Origin of the sequence: Duodenibacillus massiliensis (assembly GCF_928721995.1) — a bacterium.
GTDB lineage: Bacteria > Pseudomonadota > Gammaproteobacteria > Burkholderiales > Burkholderiaceae_F > Duodenibacillus > Duodenibacillus massiliensis.
This window is the reverse complement of record NZ_OV788642.1, coordinates 1,541,095-1,558,978: the sequence shown is the minus strand read 5'-3', so window position 1 is coordinate 1,558,978 and position 17,884 is coordinate 1,541,095. Positions and strand designations below refer to the sequence as shown.

The window sequence follows — 17,884 nt, the reverse complement described above, 5'->3', positions numbered from 1 at the left end:
CGTTTTGAGGGTCAATTCTTATGTCGCTTGACACCCCCAGCGCCGCTTTGTCAAGAGGGGGGGGGGAGTCCATAAAAATTCAGCCGCTGTTGCACAAAAAACCACGCGTCAGACGGTTGCGTTTCTCAAACCTTCGTGACGCCGGCCCAACACTGAAGCCAAGGCCGCATCAGTTGCCCGGTTCAAAGACGCGGCGCTTCACATCTTTGCCGTTTTTCTGAAACACAATCAGCAACACCACCGCGAAAATTTGCCCCGCCTTCGGTGCTAGCATCCCAACACCAAAGTAATCCCATTAAGTCGTCCCGTAAGCCGTGCCAGAAACCGTTTCCGACAAGAAAAAAGCCGCACAATCCGCGCCGAAACTGCCGGCCGTTCGGGCCTCTTCGGCTGTTGCGCTTAAAAAGCCGCAGGCGCTTGTTGCGCGCCCTGATGTGAAGGGCTCTGTCGTCCCGTACAAAAAGCCCGCGGAAAACCTGCCGGCGGTGGTGCCGACGGCCTTGGGCGACTTAGATGCCTTCATCCGTGCCGCAAACGCTGCGCCGCTTTTAACCGCTGAAGAGGAAAAAAACTACGCGGTGGCGCTCAGAGACAAAGGCGACCTTCAGGCCGCGCAGGCGCTCGTTGTAAGCCACCTGCGCCTTGTGATTTCCATTGCGCGCGGGTATCTGGGCTATGGGCTGCCGCACGCCGACCTCATTCAGGAAGGCAATATCGGGCTCATGAAGGCGATCAAACACTTTGATCCCGACCGCGGTGTGCGGCTCATGACCTTTGCCGTGCACTGGATCCGCGCGGAAATCCAGGACTATGTCGTCAGAAACTGGCGTCTGGTGAAACTTGCGACCACCAAAAATCAGCGAAAGCTCTTTTTTAACCTGCGTCAGATGAAGGAAAGCGACAAGTCGCTGACACTGGATCAGGCCAAGAAAATCGCAACGGAGCTCGACGTTAAGCCCGAAGAAGTGCTTGACATGGAAGAGCGCATGACAGGGGGCGACACCTCCATTGACGGGCCCGTAAACGACGATGATGACAATCCGACGTTTTCCCCGATTGACTGGCTCTCGCGCGACGAAGACGGTCCGATGCATACGCTCGAAAACCAAAGCCGCGAGAAAATGTCACGGGAAGGGCTGCAAAAGGCTCTTAATGCGCTTGATTCCCGCTCGCGGCGCGTCATTGAAGCGCGGTGGCTCACCGGCGATGAAGAAGACGGCACTAAACCCCTGACGCTTCAGGAACTTGCCGCTGAACTCGGTGTCTCCGCCGAGCGCGTCCGGCAGATTGAAAAGAAAGCACTCGTTACAATGCGACAGGCGCTCACCGATGAGCGCGACGACATCATTGACGGCAATTAAACGCCGCAGCAGGTTCACTCTTTTTTCAATCATGTATCACGTTGTTTTAGTGCATCCGGAGATTCCGCCCAATACCGGCAACATCATCCGGCTGTGCGCCAATACCGGAAGCAAACTGCACCTTATTAAGCCCCTCGGGTTTTCCGTGGACGACAAGCACCTTGTGAGAGCGGGGCTCGACTACCACGAGATGACAACGCTTACGGTTTACGAAAACTGGGATGACTTTCTCGCACGAGAAAACCCGGACCGCACCCGCATGTTTGCGATGACAACCAAGGGCTCTTCCGTCTTTTCCACGATGCATTTTCAAAACGGCGACTGGCTTGTTTTCGGCAGTGAAGGTAAGGGGCTTCCTGACGCCGTCCGTGATTTTTTCCCGGCTTCGCAGCGTATCCGCCTTCCGATGTTTCCCGACAACCGCTCGTTAAACCTCAGTAACGCCGTGGCCGTCACCGTCTTTGAGGCCTGGCGCCAAAACGGCTACGCGGGAGGCATTTAGCAAAAACGGGAGCCCTGCTCCCGTCTTTGTCTGAAACATCCGAAGTTTTCTCAGACCGTCATCACCAGATTGTCGCGGTGGATGAATTCGGGCTGCGCGCAATAGCCCAGAACCCCTTCGATTTCTTCGGTGTGTTTGCCCTTAATCATCCGGATTTCAGACGAGGCGTAATTTGCAAGCCCCCGCGCAATTTCCACGCCCTTTTCATCCGTGCAGGCCACGACGTCACCGCGGACAAAGTCGCCCTCCACGGCCTTAACGCCCACAGGCAGCAGACTTGTTTTGCGCTTAAGCAGCGCCGCCGCGGCACCGGCGTCCAGAATCACACGGCCTTCGCACCTCAGGTGATCCGCAAGCCACTGGCTTCTTGCGTGCATCGGCGCCTGCCGGGGACTTAATTCCGTGCCGATGGCTTCACCTTGAGAGAGCCGGATCAAGACATCTTTTTCCCGCCCCGAAGCAATGATGGTCGCGGCGCCCGAGCGTGCCGCGCGCTTGGCCGCGAGAATCTTTGTGATCATGCCGCCCTTAGAGAGCGTACTTGCCGCGCCGCCCGCCATTTTTTCCAGGGCCGGGTCACCCGCCACAGCCTGCGCCACAAATACGGCGGTCGGATCCTTGCGGGGATCGGCCGTATAAAGGCCCTTTTGATCCGTGAGAATCACAAAGGCATCGGCTTCAACGAGGTTTGTGACAAGGGCGCCCAACGTGTCGTTGTCGCCCACCTTGATTTCATCGGTGACGACCGTGTCATTTTCGTTGATGATCGGCACGCACCCCAGACGCAGGATTTCAATCAGGGTATCCCGGGCATTGAGGTAGCGCTCGCGGTCCGCAAGATCAGCGTGCGTAAGCAGAATCTGCGCTGTTTTGATGCCGTGCCCGGCAAAGCGCGTCTCATAGGCCTGCACCAGCCCCATTTGGCCCACGGCCGCCGCGGCCTGCAGTTCAAAAAGGCGCTTGGGGCGGGACTTCCAGCCAAGCCTTAAGACGCCTTCGGCAATGGCGCCGGAACTCACAAGCAGCACTTCTTTGCCGGCCTTTTGCAGCGCGGCAATCTGCGTGGCCCACCGGGCAATGGCTTCAAAGTCAAGGCCCCGGCCGTCGTTTGTGACAAGAGCGCTTCCGACCTTCACAACCACGCGGTGCGCATTTTTAAGCACGGATTCCGTCATATCCGGCCTCACAGAGGCTTTTCACTCATGTCAATTTCTTCGTGAGGAAGTTCTTCCTGCGCGGCCTTTTCCTCTGCGATGGCGCGCGCGGCTTCGGCTTCCTTCTGGCGGCGGTGCAGTTCTTCGGCGATGGCCTTCACGAGTTCCTGCGTACCTTCGCGCGTGGCGGCCGACATCACAAAGAAGGGCCGACCGTCATCAGCTAATGCTTTGCGGTACTTTTCAATCAAAGCGGGCCGCTCGTCTTCGGGCACCAGATCGATCTTATTGAGAACAATCCAGCGGGGTTTGGCCGCAAGCGCCTCATCGTACTTCGCAAGTTCCTGGGTGAGCGCATGCGCTTCTGCCACGGGGTCCGTGCCCTCGGTATCCATCGGCGCACAGTCGATGATGTGAAGTAAGAGGCTCGTTCTTGAGAGATGCCGCAAAAAGAGGTGTCCGAGCCCCGCGCCTTCGCTTGCGCCCTCAATAAGGCCGGGCACGTCGGCAATCACAAAACTTTGTTCGCTTGCGATGCGCACGACCCCGAGATGCGGATGCAGCGTCGTAAAGGGATAGTCCGCGATTTTCGGGCGGGCGTTGGAAACCGCCGTAATAAAGGTGGACTTACCGGCGTTGGGCATTCCAAGAAGTCCCACGTCCGCAAGAACCTTAAGTTCCAGACGCAGTTCACGGTACTCACCCGCTTCCCCGGGTGTTGCCTGCCGGGGTGCTCTGTTCGTACTCGTCTTAAAGTGAAGATTCCCCAAGCCACCCCGGCCGCCCTTGGCAAGCAGCTTCTTTTCCCCGTGCTCGGTAAGGTCGGCAACGGTTTCACCGGTTGAGGCGTCGATAATCTGCGTGCCCACGGGCATACGCAGAACCACGTCGTCGCCGCCCGCGCCGAAGCAGTCCGCGCCGCGCCCGTTTTCGCCGTTGGGGGCAAAAAAGCGCCGCGTAAAGCGGTAGTCCACAAGCGTATTGATGTTGCGGTCTGCGACAGCATAGACACTGCCGCCGCGGCCGCCGTCACCGCCGTCGGGGCCGCCCTTGGGAATAAATTTTTCGCGGCGGAAGCTGGCTGCGCCGTTACCGCCATTGCCGCCCTGCACCTCAATGCGGGCCTCGTCGACGAATTTCACGGTGATCTGTCCTTGGAATCAGGTAAAAAAGAAGAGATATCAGGTAATTGTGCCACGGCACAAGCCACAGCATTAAAAAAGCTCCGCAGGGACACGCCCGACGGAGCTCTTTACTAATGCCGTAAGCGCTTTAATTAAGCAGCAGCCGGCACGACCTTCACAAACTGGTGGTTGCGCGGGCCCTTGACTTCAAACGTCACGATGCCGTCAACGAGAGCAAACAGCGTGTGGTCACGGCCCATGCCGACATTGTCACCGGCATGGAACTGCGTGCCGCGCTGACGGACGATGATGCCGCCGGCGTTGATGAGCGAGCTGCCGAAAACCTTCACACCGAGGCGCTTGGCCTGGGAATCACGACCGTTGCGGGTAGAACCGCCACCTTTCTTATGTGCCATTTTTGTATCTTCCTAAATTGCTGACGTAAACGTGAAAATCAGGCGTTGATCGCTTCGATCTTCAGTTCAGTGTAGTTCTGACGATGACCGGCGCTCTTCATGGAGTGCTTGCGGCGGCGGAACTTGAAAATACGAACCTTGTCGTGACGGCCGTGGCTCACCACAGTCGCCTTGACGCTGGCGCCTTCGAGCACGGGCTTGCCGGCCTTGATGCCTTCGTCCGTGGCAACGAGAAGAACGTCGCTGAGGGTCACTTCGGAGCCGGCTTCGGCTTCGATGGTTTCAACCTTGACGGTGTCGCCGACGGCCACGCGATACTGCTTGCCGCCGGTTCTGATAATTGCGTACATGAAAAATTAACCTCGCCCGTTTCGCTCCCGAACCGAATCGGTTGACGAAACCTTTTTATATTAAAGAAATACCGGCCGGGCTCCTCACAAAAAATCAGGGATGGCGCCGCCGATACGCTTTCACTTGCGTGGAAAAAGGCCGCCATTATGCCATGGCGGCCACACTCTGTCAACGGATTTTCAACGAAAAATCAGCGGCTCAAAGCGCGGCCAGCGTTTCGGCCACCGCTTTTTCAACAACGGGCGTCAGAAGCTTTGTGACGCGGGCGTTCATCTGCCCGATTCTCAGACGCCGGTAAAGGACGTCGTTTGCGGTGCGCGCGCCGTTTGTTTTCACGCAGTAGGCCGCATAGTCCGCCGCCTCGCGCTTGAGTTCTGCCGTGAGTTTTTCCGTATCAAGCCGCGACTCAAGGCCCTTAACGTCCACCGTCATATCAACGGCGAGAGGTAACGAGCGCGTGGTGCATCCCGATTTGGGCAAAAGCCCCATCTTCTGTGCCGCTTCAATGGCGTGCTCAGCCATCAGACGGTAACTCGTCCACTTGCCGCCGGTCACTGTAATCATGTTGCCGAATTCCGGAATCACGGCGTGCTCACGCGACAAGCGCGCGCTCGACGGCCCGCCGGAGACAACGTTACCCTTAAAAAGCGGCCGCAGGCCCGAGAAGCTCGCCTTCACGTCCTTCTTTTCGATGGGTTTGGCGAGATACCGGTTTGCGCCCGCAATCAGAAAGTCTGTTTCGTCGTCCGTAATCTGCGGATCAAAGGGCGCCTGCCCCTGCTCCAGATCCGTCGTGCCGATTTCAACGTTTCCCTTCCAGGGAATACAGAAAAGCACACGCCCGTCAGCGGTTTTCGGGATGAGCATCGCCGACTTTGCCGGCATAAATTCGCGCCCCACCACGATGTGTGAGCCGCGGGAAATTCGCACAAGGCTGTCAACCTCGGGGTCGGCAAGCCGCCGGATGTTGTCCACCCAGGGGCCCGTGCAGTTAAAAAAGACACGGCCCCTTACATGAAAGGTTTCACCCGTTTCATTGTCTTTGACCGTCACACTGTCAACACGGCCGTCCTTTAGTTCTGCTTCCGCCACCGAAGCGTAGTTAAGCACCGCGGCACCGCACCCGAGCGCCGTCTGCATCAGAGCCACGGCCGTGCGGGCATCGTCAAACTGCGCGTCAAAATACTTCACGCCGCCCTTGAGTGCCTTTCTTTTCACCCCCGGCAGTTCACAGAGCGTATCAACGGCGCCCAGCAGCTTGACGGGCCCCAAAAGGCCGCCCCCGATACCCAGTAGCGTGTAAAGCGTGAGCCCCAGCCCGTAAAAGACGAGATCGGTCGCGCTGTAGCAGGGCAGAACAAACGCCTGGGGATGCGCAAGCGCCGGCGCATTTTTCAGAAGAATCCGCCGTTCGGCAAGGGCCTCCCGCACCAGGGACCAGTTGCGGATGTTTTTCATGTACCGCACGCCGCCGTGAATGAGCTTTGTGGAGCGCGACGACGTCCCCGCAGCAAAGTCCTGCGCGTCCACCACGAGGGTCTTCAGGCCCCGGCTTGCCGCATCAACGGCTACGCCCAAACCGGTTGCGCCCGCGCCGATCACGACAACATCAAACGGCCGGGCACTTCTGAGCATCTCAAGCATCCGGGCGCGGTCAAGCGCCTTTACTGGCTGCGGCATGAAAGAAACTCCTTTTGGGGGATGACGGCGCCGGTAAGAAACAGTTTTTTTCCCTCACCGGCAGATGAATGGTTAAGTTTAGCCGCTCAGCGGACGAAAAAAGCGCACCTGCCGTTAAGACCGTGCGCTTTTACGTGCTTTCCCCTGAAAAACCACTCTTTAAGCCCGTGTGGTTTTCAGGCCGCCCGACAGTCAGAGCGTTTCTTTCTTCTCTTCGGTCGTTTCGCCGGCAGCAGCCTCGGCTTCAGGCGCTGCGGCAGCCTCTTCAGCGTCAGCTGCTTCGGTTTCAAGAGCGACTTCTTCACCTTCAGCGGCTTCTTCAGCAACAGCAGCTTGCGCCTGCGCTTTTTGATCACGCACGGCTTCGGCCTTGGCGGCCTCGTCCTTTACAAGGCGGCTTATCGCAATGATCTGGCGCAGCGCGGCGTTCACGGCCTCAGCGTCCGCAAAGTACGCGGCCACATCGGCATCAAGCCGCACGGTCTGCGTCTGCACAAAGGCGGCACGGTCCGTGTAGCGGCGGGTTTCAAAGGCCTTCGCGCGCGGGCCGGAACGGTCCCCGAAGCGCGGTTCGCTGCGGTCAAAGCGGCGGAAGGGCTTACCATCGTTAAAACGGCGGTTGCCGCCGAAAGCGCCTTCGCGGCGCTCAAAGCGATCGCCCCCGAAGCGTTCACCGCGGTCGGCAAAACGGCCGCCGCGGTCCCCGCCGAAGCGATCGCCCCGGTCAAAACGGTCACCGCCGAAACGGCTGCCGCGGTCTTCGAAGCGGTCATTGGAAAAACGCGGACGGCGCTCGCCCCCGAAACGGTCGCCGCCCTCGGAGAAGCGGTCACCGCGGAAAGCGGGCTTTTCATTGAAACGGTCAAATGCGGGCTGCGGTTTGCGCTGCATGGTATGTCTTCCTATCAGTAAATTTGCGCGGCGGCACCCGAAATGCGCCGCGGCGTCAGGCCTTCTGTACCGTATAAAACACTGAGTGAGGCCTGTATTTTCACAATTTTCTCCGAAAAATCAACGGAGCTCATTTTTTTGGTTCAACACAGCAGGCAAATCCCCTGCCGTCTGAGTACACTTGAAGCATCAGGAAAGTCATTTAGTGACTTACCCAATATAAAAATTCCTACTCAACAGTAAAAAGAGAGGTTCAATATGTTGCAGGTCGTTTTTCACGGTGTAGACCGCTCTCCGGCTGCTGAAGCTGACGTCGCTGAACGTTTTGAAGCACTGAAACGCTTTGACGGCACGATCGGCGAATGCAAAGTCACGATCACCAAAGACGGTCATCAGGGCCTGGGCTCTTTTGCCGTCAAGATTGACCTCGCCATGTCCGGCCGCAGCAACGTGATTGCAACGGAAAGTGATCCCGATGCCATGGCTGCCATCAACAAGGTCTTCGATACCATCCGCCGCGTTGTCAAAGACGAAAACGACAAGCGTCACGGCCGTTAACCGTCGGTTCTGATTGTCTCCCGATTCAGCCGCCCGCTCTCATTGGAGTCCGGGCGGCTTTTCTTTTCATTCACATCCTGCGGCCTTCAGTCTGCCGCGGCCCGATAACACAAAAGCCCGCCGGAAATTCCGTACGGGCTTACTGTGGCGTCCCCAAGCGGATTCGAACCGCTGTACCAACCGTGAAAGGGTTGTGTCCTGGGCCTCTAGACGATGGGGACCCTGAATTCTTGGTGGAGGTAAGCGGGATCGAACCGCTGACCTCTTGCATGCCATGCAAGCGCTCTCCCAGCTGAGCTATACCCCCGAAGGAAGTCCGCATTATGAAGATGTTTTTCACAGAATGCAAGTCTTTTGAAGAAAAAACTTCCCTGACTTTTATTAGTTCACTGTTTTATAACGAAAAATAATTTTCCTCCGATTCCACTTTTTTGCAATGCGCCGGTTTTGTTAGGATTGCCGTAAGCCCTTTTTAGGAACAAACCCGATGTCCACCCGACTGCCCCCGCCTGCCTTTGAACAAAAGATTGTCACGTCTGAGGCGCTGGCCTCACGCGCCGCAGCGCTTCCCAAACCCGTTGTGATGACAAACGGAGTTTTTGACATCCTTCACAGAGGGCACGTCACGTATCTTGCGCAGGCCCGTGCGCTCGGCGGCAGCCTCATTGTGGCGGTCAACAGTGACGCCTCCGTCAAAATGCTCGGCAAGGGTGATGACCGGCCGATCAACACGGAGTGCGACCGCGCGGCGGTATTGGCGGCCCTCGAAAGCGTGGATCTTGTGGTGGTCTTTACCGACAAGGTCCCCCTGAAGGTCATAGAAAAAGCCCGCCCCGACATCTACGTCAAGGGCGGGGATTACCGCGTTGAAGACCTTCCGGAAGCCAAACTCGTGGCCGGCTGGGGCGCCAAAACCGTGACAGTCACGTTTGACTACCAGCGCTCCACCACGGCGCTTCTGAAAAAAGTCCGCTCTTCTTAAATCGAATAGCCCGCAAGGCGCGCGTAGTGCACGGTCGCCGACAAAAAGCCCTGCTTGCTGCCGCAGTCAAACCTCTGACCTTCAAAGCGGTGCGCGTAGGTGTTCGCATCCTTTAGGCGCGCGGCAATGGCGTCGGTCAGCTGAATTTCACCGCCCACACCGCGCGGGATGTGCCGCAGGGTTTCAAAGATTTCCGGTTCCAGAACATAGCGCCCGATCACGGCCATATCCGACGGGGCGTCCGCGGGCTGCGGCTTTTCCACGATCGAATGCACGCGGCTGGTGGCGCAAAGCGCGTCTTCCACGCCCACAATACCGTACTTGTTGGTCTGATCATGCGGCACGTCCTGCACCGCAAGGACGCTGCCGCCGCCCATGCGTTCACGGGCGTCCGTGAGCTGCTTTAAGGCCGGGGTCTGCGCGTAAACCAGATCGTCGGCCAGAATCACGCCGAAGGGTTCATCCCCCACCACAGGCTGCGCGCAAAGCACGGCATGCCCGAGGCCTAAGGGTTCAGGCTGGCGGATATAGATGAAGTTCACACCAGCGGGCGTAATGGAATGCACCAGGTCCAGAAGCTCGGTCTTACCTTTGCGGGCGAGATCTTCTTCAAGTTCCGGGCTCTTGTCGAAATGATCTTCAATGGCTCTCTTGTAGCGCCCCGTGATGAAAATCATGTCGGTGACGCCTGCGGCCGCCGCTTCTTCCACGGCGTACTGGATGAGGGGCTTATCCACCACCGGCAGCATTTCCTTGGGCATGGCCTTTGTGGCCGGCAGAAAACGCGTGCCGAGACCGGCCACGGGAAAGACAACTTTACGGACGGGTTTCATCGGAATTTTTCCCACAAAAAGGACTCGGCATCGGACAAGGAAGCGCCCGCTGAGTCAGGTTTTTCTTGAAGACCGCGATTTTAAACGGGTGCGTCCCTTCGCATGAACTCTTTGTGTTACAAAGTCCGCTCAGGTGCGCCCCTTTGCCGCGTCTAAAATGACGGCACTTTTTCGTTTCGGGCGTACATTGGCTTATGGCCGGAGAACTTTTTGCCGTCGGCGATCTGCAGGGGTGTCTGGAAAGCCTTAAGGGCCTTCTTGAGCAGCTGCCGAAATCGGCGCACATCATTTTTGTGGGCGACATCGTTAACCGCGGCCCGCAATCCTTAAAGACACTGCGCAAAGTAAAAAAGCTCTGCGATTCGGGCAGAGCCGAAATGGTTCTCGGCAACCACGACCTGCACCTTTTAGCGGTTGCCGCCGGTGCCGGGCGCGTGCACCGCAAGGACACGATCGGGGAGATTCTTGAAGCACGCGACTGTGATGAGCTCATCGACTGGCTCAGAAAGCAGCCCCTCATCATCAATACGCCCGACACCGTCTTTGTGCACGCCGGAATTCCTCCGGCCTGGACCTTAAAAGACGCCTTAAGTCACGCCGAAGAAGCGCACCGCGCCCTGGCGGGCGACGACTGGAAAGCCTACCTTCAGGGCATGTACGGCAACGACAACTACAGCGACAGTCTTTCGGGCCCCGCCCGGATGCGCGCGATATTAAACGGCCTTACCCGCATGCGCTTTATGGATCCCGAAGGTAACCCCGACTACAGCATCAAAGAGGGCCTGGGCGCAGCACCCGCGGGATACAAACCCTGGTTTGAGTGCCCCCGGCGCGTCACGAAAACGATCTGCTTCGGCCACTGGTCGATGCTGGGGCTCATGCTGCGGCCAAAACTCATTGCCGTTGACACCGGATGCCTCTGGGGCGGAACGCTCACTGCCGTGCGGCTTTCCGACCGGCGCCTTTTTCAGGAACCCTGCCCCGAGTGGGCGGCACCTGCCTGCTGATGTTTTCAATCGGGTGGATCGACCTTAACAAGATCCGCCCTCTCTACAATCTCCGCTTATACCTGCCCGTCATTTTGTTTTTTGGCCCGAGGTCACGTCATGCCCGCAAAAACCGCTGCCGCCCCCGAATCCGCCGCACCCGTCATCGCCATCCGGGGCGCCCGGCAGAACAACCTGAAAAACCTCGATGCGGACATCCGCACCGGAGAGCTCACCGTGATCACGGGCCCCTCGGGCTCGGGGAAAAGTTCGCTCGCCTTTGACACACTCTACGCCGAAGGCCAGAGGCTCTACGCCGAAACGTTCAGCCCTTACGCGCGGCAGTTTCTTGAGCGCTGCGACCGCCCCAAGGTGGACAAAATTGAGGGTGTGCCGCCTGCGATTGCCATTGACCAGAGCGGCACCGTGCGCACCTCACGCTCCACCGTGGGGACAATGACGGAAATCAACGACCACATCAAACTTTTGTTTGCCCAGAAGGCGCGCCTTTTCTGCCCCTGCTGCGGCCGCGAAGTCAAAGACATGTCGCCGGCCGCGGTCTGGGACGACATCAAGGCCTTTACGCTGGCTACGCCCGAAGCCCGTGTCTACATTCTCTTTACGGTGTCGGTGCCGAAGTCCTTTGAGCTTGAAAAAGCCAAAGCCGCATTAAACGCCCAGGGCTTTACGCACATTGAAGACGAAATAAAGACCAAAGACGGCACGGATCTTTCGGTGGCGGCCGACCGCTTTAAGGCGGGAAAAATCACCGATGCCCGCGGCCGTGAAGCCGTGGAAAAAGCGCTCGCGCAGGGGAAGGGCCGCAACGCCGGGCGCCTTACGGTGCGTGTTGTGACCGAAGCCGGTACCGTCGAGCGCCGCTATGCCGCGGGGCTTGTGTGCCCGGACTGCGACAAGACGTTTCACGCCCCCAACCCGTCGCTTTTCAGTTTCAACTCCCCTGTGGGCGCCTGCCCGGAATGCCGCGGTTTCGGCCGCGTGATGGGGCTTGATCTTGCGCTCGCCATTCCGGATCACTCCCGCAGTATCAACGGGGGCGCCGTCCGGCTTTTCAGCGGCACAGCGGGCGGCGAATGCTTAAAAGACCTCGCGCGCAGCGCAAAGGGGCACATCCGGCTTGACGTTCCCTACAGTGAGCTCACGCCCGCCGAAAAGAAGTGGCTTCTTTCCGGCGACCCGGCGCACACCGAAGGTGACCGCCGCTGGTACGGCCTTTACGGCTACTGGCGCTGGCTTGAATCGAAGTCCTACAAGATGCACGTGCGCGTGCTTTTATCGCGCTACCGCAGCTACACTGCCTGCCCGGTCTGCGACGGCTCACGGCTTAAACCCGAGGCGCTCTGGTGGCGTCTCGGAAGCCGCGCTGCGGCCGACGCCGTTTTAGGCAAGGACAAGACCGGCAAAGGCCTCTACCGCCGCTTTACCGGTAACGGCCTTGCGGGTATCGCCGCGCGCATCGACAAGGACCTTCCAGGCCTTACGGTGCACGATCTGATGCTGCTGCCGGTTGCACGTCTGAAAACCTTTTTCGACACGATTGCCACCGACATCACCGATGAGGCGGGAGCGCTCATTCTCGGCGAAATCCGCCGGCGCCTCATCTACCTCATGGACGTGGGCCTCGGCTACCTCACGCTTGACCGCCAGAGCCGCACGCTCTCCGGAGGCGAAGTCCAGCGCGTAAGCCTCACCACGGCCTTGGGCACCAACCTCACCGACACGCTGTTTGTGCTCGATGAACCCTCGATCGGCCTGCATCCGCGGGACATGGACCGCATCAACGCCATTCTTGAAAACCTCAAAAAGGCGGGCAATACGCTCGTGGTGGTGGAACACGATCCCCAGGTGATGCTTGCCGCCGACCGCATCATCGATATGGGACCGGGCGCAGGAAGCGCCGGGGGCACCATCGTCTTTGACGGCACGCCGCAGTCCATCCGCGCGTCCAAAACCGAAACCGGGCTTTACCTTTCCGGCAAAAAGTCCTGCGACGGCTTCAAGCACAAAGCCTTTGACCGGAAAAAAGATCCGAAGCTCACGGTCGTTAAGGCGCACGGCCACAACCTCAAAAACATCACAGTCGAAATTCCGTTAAACCGCATCACGACGGTAACCGGCGTTTCCGGGGCCGGCAAATCCACGCTCGTGACCGACATCATCGTGAGCAGCCTGCAGCGCGCCTTCGGCACCGCCGCCACCTCTGCAGAACCCGCCGTTGAGCGAATTGACGGGATCGAAAACCTCAAGGCCGTGCACTTTGTGGATCAGTCCGAAATCGGGCGCACGACGCGCTCCACCCCGGTTCTCTACATGGGGGCCTTTGAAGAAATCCGCCGTCAGTTTGCCGCCACAAAGCTTGCCGCAGACCGCAACTACGACAGCTCCTTTTTCAGCTTCAACTACGGCATGGGGCGCTGCCCCACCTGCGAAGGTGCCGGGTTTGAGCGCGTGGAGATGCAGTTTTTAAGCGATGTGCTCATCAAGTGCCCCGACTGTAACGGCAGCCGCTACCGGGATGAAACGCTGGAAGTGACGATTGCGCCCGCGGGCAAACCCGCCAAAAACATCGCCCAGGTTCTTGACATGACGGCCGACGAAGCCATCGACTACTTCGCAGGCAGCGACAAGATCGTCAAAAAGCTCAAGCCCTTAAGTGACGTGGGTCTCGGATACTTAAAGCTCGGACAAAACGTCTCCACGCTCTCCGGAGGCGAAGCGCAGCGCCTCAAACTTGCCTCCATTCTTATTGAAACCACGGGCTTTGCCCGCAGCCGTGCGCTCTACGTCTTTGATGAGCCGACCACGGGGCTTCACTTTTCCGACATTGCCAAACTGATTCCCTGTCTGAGGCGCCTGATTGATGCCGGGCACTCGGTTCTTATCGTGGAACACAACCTTGACGTCATTGCCGCCAGCGACTGGGTGATTGACCTCGGGCCCGACGGCGGTGACGCGGGCGGCGAAGTGGTGGTCTGCGGCACGCCCGAAGCGCTTGAGAAAAAAGGTGTCGGCTACACCGCCCGAGCTCTCGCGGCCTACCACAAGGCACTCAAAAGCCGCGCGGGCAAAATGACCGGTTGGTTTGACGACACGGCGCCCCTCATTGAAAGCCAGAAGGAAGTCAAAGGCCGGTCGCTTCAGAGCGTGTGGCGTGAAGCGCGTCAGGGCGACCTCGGAATTTTCGGCGCCCGCGAGCACAACCTCAAAAATATCGACGTTGTGTTCCCGAAGAAAAAGCTCACGGCTGTGACCGGTGTTTCCGGTTCCGGCAAGTCAACGCTGGCTTTCGGCATCGTCTTTGCCGAAGGCCAGCGGCGCTACCTTGAAAGCCTCAACGCCTACGCGCGTACCATGGTGCAGCCCGCGGCACGCGCCGAAGCCGACCGTATTGTGGGAATCTCTCCCACCGTTGCCATTGAACAGCGCACAAGCCGCGGCGGCAATAAGTCCACCGTCGCCACGATGACGGAGATTCAGCACTTTCTGCGCCTGATTTATCTGAAACTCGGCGTGCAGTACTGCCCGGACTGTCATGTTCCGGTCAAGGATCAGTCCTTTGATGCGGTGGTGGCGGCCGTCATGCGCCGCCATAAAGGCAAAACTGTTGCGGTGTGCGCCCCCGTTGTCAGTAACCGCAAGGGCATTTACACGGAGCTTGCCGCTGACGCCGCAAAAGCCGGCGTGCGGTGGCTACTCGTGGATGACGCGTGGAAAGACACGGCGCACTTTCGGCCGCTTGCGCGCTACTACGACCACTCGATTGACTGGCCCGAAGGCGTGGTGAGAATAACACCTGAAAACGAAAAGGAACTGCGGCGGCTCATCAGCGCGGCGCTTGCCCGCGGCAAAGGCACGATCCGCCTCTTTCCCGATCCGGAAAAAACAAAGAGCTGCTCCGCTTTGGGCGTTTACTCCACGGTACGGGCCTGTCCGGAATGCGGCAGAAGTTTTCCTGACCCCGATCCCCGGCTTTTCTCCTACAACAACCGTATGGGGTGGTGTCCGACCTGTTTGGGTTCGGGCGTCGTGTCCGACAAGGGCGGGGCCGCCCCCGAAGACGCGACCTTTGCCTACGCGCATGAACACAAAGGCGACATGGCCGACTTCATGGACAGCGACGAAAACATCACGGCAGCCGAAGGCACACACGTCTGCCCGGACTGCGGCGGCGCACGCTTAAACGCCGTTGCCCGCAATGTGCTGTTTGCCGGACGCTCCATCTGCGAAACAACAGCGCTGCCGGTGGACGAATCACTGGCTGCCCTCAAAGCCGTCCGGCTTAAGGGCCGGGAAAAACTGATCGGCGAAGACGCCCTCAGGGAAATCGTCTCGCGCCTTGCGTTTTTAAAGTCCGTGGGGCTCGGCTACATCGCGCTGGACCGTGCTTCGCCCACGCTTTCGGGCGGCGAAGCGCAGCGTATCCGCCTTGCCGCGCAGCTGGGCAGCAACCTGCAGGGGGTCTGCTATGTACTCGATGAACCCACAATCGGCCTTCATTCCCGCGACAACAAGCGCCTCATCGAAAGTCTTGTGGGACTCAGACAAAAAGGCAACACCGTGCTTGTTGTGGAGCACGACGAGGACACGATCCGCGCGGCCGAACATATCGTTGACATCGGCCCGGGCGCCGGAAGCCGCGGCGGCGAACTCATTTTCGAAGGAAGTTTCAAGGACCTTCTGAAAAACAAAAAGAGCGTCACCGCGCAGATGCTGAGAAACCCCTTAAAGCACACGGGTGTGGCCCAGCGCAAAACCACGAAGGAGACGCCCGCAATCACCGTACGCGGCGCGTTCCTGCATAACCTCAAGGATCTCACCGTGAGGCTGCCCCTGGGGCGCCTGATTGTGCTTTCCGGCGTTTCCGGCTCCGGAAAATCGACGCTTGCGCACGACGTGGTGGGCGCTAGCCTTGAAGCCGGGCTCACGAACCTCAAGGAAGTCAGGCGTCTGACGCGTGCCGGAAAAACGCGTTTTCCGGTCTTTACTCCTGCGGGCTGCAAAGCTGTTGACGGGATTGAACAGATCGCACGCGTGCTTGAAGTCGATCAGACCCCGATCGGCAAGACACCGCGCTCGTGCCCTGCGACCTACGTGGAATTTTTTAACCGCATCCGCGATATTTTTGCCAACACCAATGAGGCGCAGGAGAGGGGCTTTAGCGCAACACGCTTTTCCTTTAACACCGAAGAAGGGCGCTGCCCGGTCTGCGCGGGCCAGGGACAGATCCGGGAGGAAATGAACTTCCTGCCGGACGTCACGATGACGTGCGAAGCCTGCAAAGGCATGCGCTTTGACGAAGACACCCTTTCCATTAAGTGGCACGAGCGCTCGATCGGCGAAATTCTCAACATGTCGGTGGACGACGCGCTCGAATTTTTCGCCGCGCAGCCCGCGGTCTCCCATCCCCTGCAGCTCATGCAGGACGTGGGGCTCGGATACCTCAGGCTCGGTCAACCCTCCAACACGCTCTCCGGAGGCGAAGCGCAGCGTATCAAACTCGTGACGGAACTTGCGAAAGCCGGACGTCCCGGCGAGCAGATCCGGCAGAGAAAAACGCCGCACACCTTCTACATCCTGGATGAACCGACGGTGGGGCTTCATATGGCCGACGTTGCCAAACTCATCAACGTCCTGCAGCGACTGACCGCGGCCGGCAACACCGTGCTTGTGGTCGAACATAATCTCGACGTGATTGCCGAAGCCGACTGGGTGATTGATTTGGGCCCCGAGGGCGGCCCCGAAGGCGGCCGCATCGCCGCGCAGGGCGAACCTGTTGATGTAGCTAAAGCCGACACCCCGACGGGCCTGGCGCTTGCGGAATTTCTTGCGCAGCACAAGGGCTCTGAAAAGCCGGAAAACAAACCTCCGAAAAAGGCACCTGCCAAGCCGAAAGCCAAACGCAAACCCACGGAGGCATCCTGATGACAATTGAGATATTTCGTGTCGGAGGCTGCGTCAGAGACCTGCTGCTCAGAAAGGAGGGTCTTGACATTCCCGAGGGCGACCGTGACTGGGTGGTAACGGGTGCCACACCCGAAGACATGGTCTCCAAGGGCTATCTCCCGGTGGGCGCGGACTTTCCGGTCTTTCTGCATCCCGAAACGCATGAGGAATATGCGCTTGCCCGAACCGAGCGCAAAACCGCAGCGGGTTACCACGGCTTTCAGTTTTATGCGGCACCCGACGTGACGCTTACTGACGACTTAAGGCGGCGCGACCTCACCATCAACGCAATGGCCCAAAGTGCTGACGGTACGATCATTGACCCCTACGGAGGACAGAAGGATCTCAAAGCGCGGCTTTTGCGGCACGTAAGTAGCGCGTTTGCCGAAGACCCCGTGCGCATTCTGCGGATTGCCCGCTTTGCCGCCAAGCTTCCGGGCTTTACCGTGGCACCGGAAACCATGGTGCTTCTCAGAAAAATGGTGGCCTGCGGCGAAGCCGATGCACTTGTTGCAGAGCGCGTCTGGGCGGAATTTAAAAAGGGACTGATGTCGGCGGACCCCGCTGCGATGATTGCGGTGCTGAAAGCCTGCGGCTACTGGGAAAGGGCTTTCCCCGAAGTACCTGCTTCCGGCAACGAAATCCGTGCGCTCACGCGGGCCACGAAAGCCGGTTTTCCCCTCACTGTGCGCGCCGTGCTTCTTTTTGAAACAGCCGGCGAAGACGAAAGCGCCGTGCGCAGACGCTTTAAGGCGCTCAGGGCTCCCGCTGACGTGACGGAACTCGCGCTGCTTGACAACCGGTTAAGAGACGCCGTCACGACTGCCTCAACACCCGAAGCCATGGCCGACGTCCTGGAAAAAAGCGATGTGCTGCGGCGTCCGGCCCGTTTTGAAGCGCTTTTGGAGGCGGCAGAGGCAAGGCACCCGGACTTTAATCCCGAGAAACTCAGAAAAGCCGCAGCGCTTTGGTGCGCGGTTGACGCCGGTAGTGTTGCCCGCGAAGCGGTCAGCGAAGGTAAGCCCGCTGAAATTGCCGCGCGCGTTGCTGCCGCACGCCGCAAGGCTCTTATGCAGCCATAG

14 protein-coding genes and 2 tRNA genes are annotated in these 17,884 nt (G+C 59.0%); 7 read left to right on the top strand and 9 right to left on the bottom strand.

The window, feature by feature from the left end:
• Positions 1-314: 314 nt before the first annotated feature.
• Together rpoH and trmL are read left to right on the top strand one after the other, a co-directional pair.
• A complete protein-coding gene (gene rpoH / locus NXF97_RS07125; protein ID WP_022372760.1) occupies positions 315-1,361 on the top strand; it encodes an RNA polymerase sigma factor RpoH in 1,047 nt (348 codons plus the stop codon).
• Between the two features lie 31 nt (positions 1,362-1,392).
• Positions 1,393-1,863 (top strand): tRNA (uridine(34)/cytosine(34)/5-carboxymethylaminomethyluridine(34)-2'-O)-methyltransferase TrmL, encoded by a 471-nt coding sequence (gene trmL / locus NXF97_RS07120; RefSeq protein ID WP_074008880.1) that lies wholly within the window; start codon positions 1,393-1,395, stop codon positions 1,861-1,863.
• 50 nt (positions 1,864-1,913) lie between these two features.
• Here trmL and proB read toward each other — a convergent pair whose 3' ends face one another.
• The 6 genes from proB to NXF97_RS07090 all read right to left on the bottom strand — a co-directional run bounded on the left by proB (position 1,914) and on the right by NXF97_RS07090 (position 7,479).
• The gene (gene proB, locus NXF97_RS07115; protein ID WP_274955557.1) at positions 1,914-3,038 is read right to left on the bottom strand and encodes a glutamate 5-kinase; all 1,125 of its coding nucleotides are present in this window, start codon (positions 3,036-3,038) and stop codon (positions 1,914-1,916) included.
• Positions 3,039-3,046: 8 nt separating this feature from the next.
• Positions 3,047-4,159 (bottom strand): Obg family GTPase CgtA, encoded by a 1,113-nt coding sequence (cgtA, locus tag NXF97_RS07110; protein ID WP_022372764.1) that lies wholly within the window; start codon positions 4,157-4,159, stop codon positions 3,047-3,049.
• A 134-nt stretch (positions 4,160-4,293) separates the two neighbouring features.
• A complete protein-coding gene (gene rpmA, locus NXF97_RS07105; protein WP_022372765.1) occupies positions 4,294-4,557 on the bottom strand; it encodes a 50S ribosomal protein L27 in 264 nt (87 codons plus the stop codon).
• A gap of 38 nt (positions 4,558-4,595) precedes the next feature.
• Positions 4,596-4,907 carry a 50S ribosomal protein L21 gene (gene rplU / locus NXF97_RS07100; protein WP_022372766.1) on the bottom strand — a complete coding sequence of 104 codons (312 nt, stop codon included), beginning with the start codon at positions 4,905-4,907 and terminating at the stop codon, positions 4,596-4,598.
• Between the two features lie 199 nt (positions 4,908-5,106).
• On the bottom strand, positions 5,107-6,588 hold the full coding sequence (locus tag NXF97_RS07095) for a glycerol-3-phosphate dehydrogenase/oxidase (RefSeq protein WP_274955556.1): 1,482 nt from the start codon (positions 6,586-6,588) through the stop codon (positions 5,107-5,109).
• A gap of 192 nt (positions 6,589-6,780) precedes the next feature.
• Positions 6,781-7,479 carry a hypothetical protein gene (locus NXF97_RS07090; protein WP_074008883.1) on the bottom strand — a complete coding sequence of 233 codons (699 nt, stop codon included), beginning with the start codon at positions 7,477-7,479 and terminating at the stop codon, positions 6,781-6,783.
• A gap of 258 nt (positions 7,480-7,737) precedes the next feature.
• Here NXF97_RS07090 and NXF97_RS07085 point away from each other — a divergent pair, with 258 nt between their 5' ends.
• Positions 7,738-8,037, top strand: coding sequence for an HPF/RaiA family ribosome-associated protein (locus NXF97_RS07085; protein ID WP_022372515.1), 300 nt, complete (start codon positions 7,738-7,740; stop codon positions 8,035-8,037).
• Positions 8,038-8,182: 145 nt separating this feature from the next.
• Here the strand turns inward: NXF97_RS07085 and NXF97_RS07080 are convergent.
• Positions 8,183-8,258: transfer RNA gene (locus NXF97_RS07080), tRNA-Glu, on the bottom strand.
• Between the two features lie 10 nt (positions 8,259-8,268).
• Positions 8,269-8,344 (bottom strand) — tRNA-Ala (locus tag NXF97_RS07075).
• 180 nt (positions 8,345-8,524) lie between these two features.
• Between NXF97_RS07075 and rfaE2 the strand changes: the two genes are divergently transcribed.
• Complete coding sequence (gene rfaE2 / locus NXF97_RS07070) at positions 8,525-9,019, top strand: D-glycero-beta-D-manno-heptose 1-phosphate adenylyltransferase (protein WP_074008884.1); 495 nt, start codon at positions 8,525-8,527, stop codon at positions 9,017-9,019.
• Here the strand turns inward: rfaE2 and galU are convergent.
• Positions 9,016-9,852 carry a UTP--glucose-1-phosphate uridylyltransferase GalU gene (gene galU, locus NXF97_RS07065; protein ID WP_274955555.1) on the bottom strand — a complete coding sequence of 279 codons (837 nt, stop codon included), beginning with the start codon at positions 9,850-9,852 and terminating at the stop codon, positions 9,016-9,018. The genes rfaE2 and galU overlap by 4 nt on opposite strands.
• A gap of 194 nt (positions 9,853-10,046) precedes the next feature.
• Between galU and NXF97_RS07060 the strand changes: the two genes are divergently transcribed.
• The 3 genes from NXF97_RS07060 (at position 10,047) to NXF97_RS07050 (ending at position 17,884) form a co-directional block, all read left to right on the top strand.
• Positions 10,047-10,859 (top strand): symmetrical bis(5'-nucleosyl)-tetraphosphatase, encoded by an 813-nt coding sequence (locus NXF97_RS07060; RefSeq protein ID WP_022372518.1) that lies wholly within the window; start codon positions 10,047-10,049, stop codon positions 10,857-10,859.
• Between the two features lie 99 nt (positions 10,860-10,958).
• Positions 10,959-16,781: an excinuclease ABC subunit UvrA gene (gene uvrA / locus NXF97_RS07055; RefSeq protein ID WP_274955554.1), complete on the top strand. Its 5,823-nt coding sequence runs from the start codon at positions 10,959-10,961 to the stop codon at positions 16,779-16,781.
• Positions 16,781-17,884 (top strand): CCA-adding protein, encoded by a 1,104-nt coding sequence (locus NXF97_RS07050; RefSeq protein ID WP_274955553.1) that lies wholly within the window; start codon positions 16,781-16,783, stop codon positions 17,882-17,884. The genes uvrA and NXF97_RS07050 overlap by 1 nt, the downstream gene beginning before the upstream one ends.

What these genes read in the sequence shown, in the direction of transcription:
- NXF97_RS07095 (WP_274955556.1), bottom strand. Translation starts at nt 6,588, where the DNA reads ATGCCGCAGCCAGTAAAGGCGCTTGACCGCGCCCGGATGCTTGAGATG.
- uvrA (WP_274955554.1), top strand. Translation starts at nt 10,959, where the DNA reads ATGCCCGCAAAAACCGCTGCCGCCCCCGAATCCGCCGCACCCGTCATC.
- rpmA (WP_022372765.1), bottom strand. Translation starts at nt 4,557, where the DNA reads ATGGCACATAAGAAAGGTGGCGGTTCTACCCGCAACGGTCGTGATTCC.
- proB (WP_274955557.1), bottom strand. Translation starts at nt 3,038, where the DNA reads ATGACGGAATCCGTGCTTAAAAATGCGCACCGCGTGGTTGTGAAGGTC.
- trmL (WP_074008880.1), top strand. Translation starts at nt 1,393, where the DNA reads ATGTATCACGTTGTTTTAGTGCATCCGGAGATTCCGCCCAATACCGGC.
- NXF97_RS07050 (WP_274955553.1), top strand. Translation starts at nt 16,781, where the DNA reads ATGACAATTGAGATATTTCGTGTCGGAGGCTGCGTCAGAGACCTGCTG.
- NXF97_RS07060 (WP_022372518.1), top strand. Translation starts at nt 10,047, where the DNA reads ATGGCCGGAGAACTTTTTGCCGTCGGCGATCTGCAGGGGTGTCTGGAA.
- NXF97_RS07090 (WP_074008883.1), bottom strand. Translation starts at nt 7,479, where the DNA reads ATGCAGCGCAAACCGCAGCCCGCATTTGACCGTTTCAATGAAAAGCCC.
- rfaE2 (WP_074008884.1), top strand. Translation starts at nt 8,525, where the DNA reads ATGTCCACCCGACTGCCCCCGCCTGCCTTTGAACAAAAGATTGTCACG.
- NXF97_RS07085 (WP_022372515.1), top strand. Translation starts at nt 7,738, where the DNA reads ATGTTGCAGGTCGTTTTTCACGGTGTAGACCGCTCTCCGGCTGCTGAA.
- galU (WP_274955555.1), bottom strand. Translation starts at nt 9,852, where the DNA reads ATGAAACCCGTCCGTAAAGTTGTCTTTCCCGTGGCCGGTCTCGGCACG.
- rplU (WP_022372766.1), bottom strand. Translation starts at nt 4,907, where the DNA reads ATGTACGCAATTATCAGAACCGGCGGCAAGCAGTATCGCGTGGCCGTC.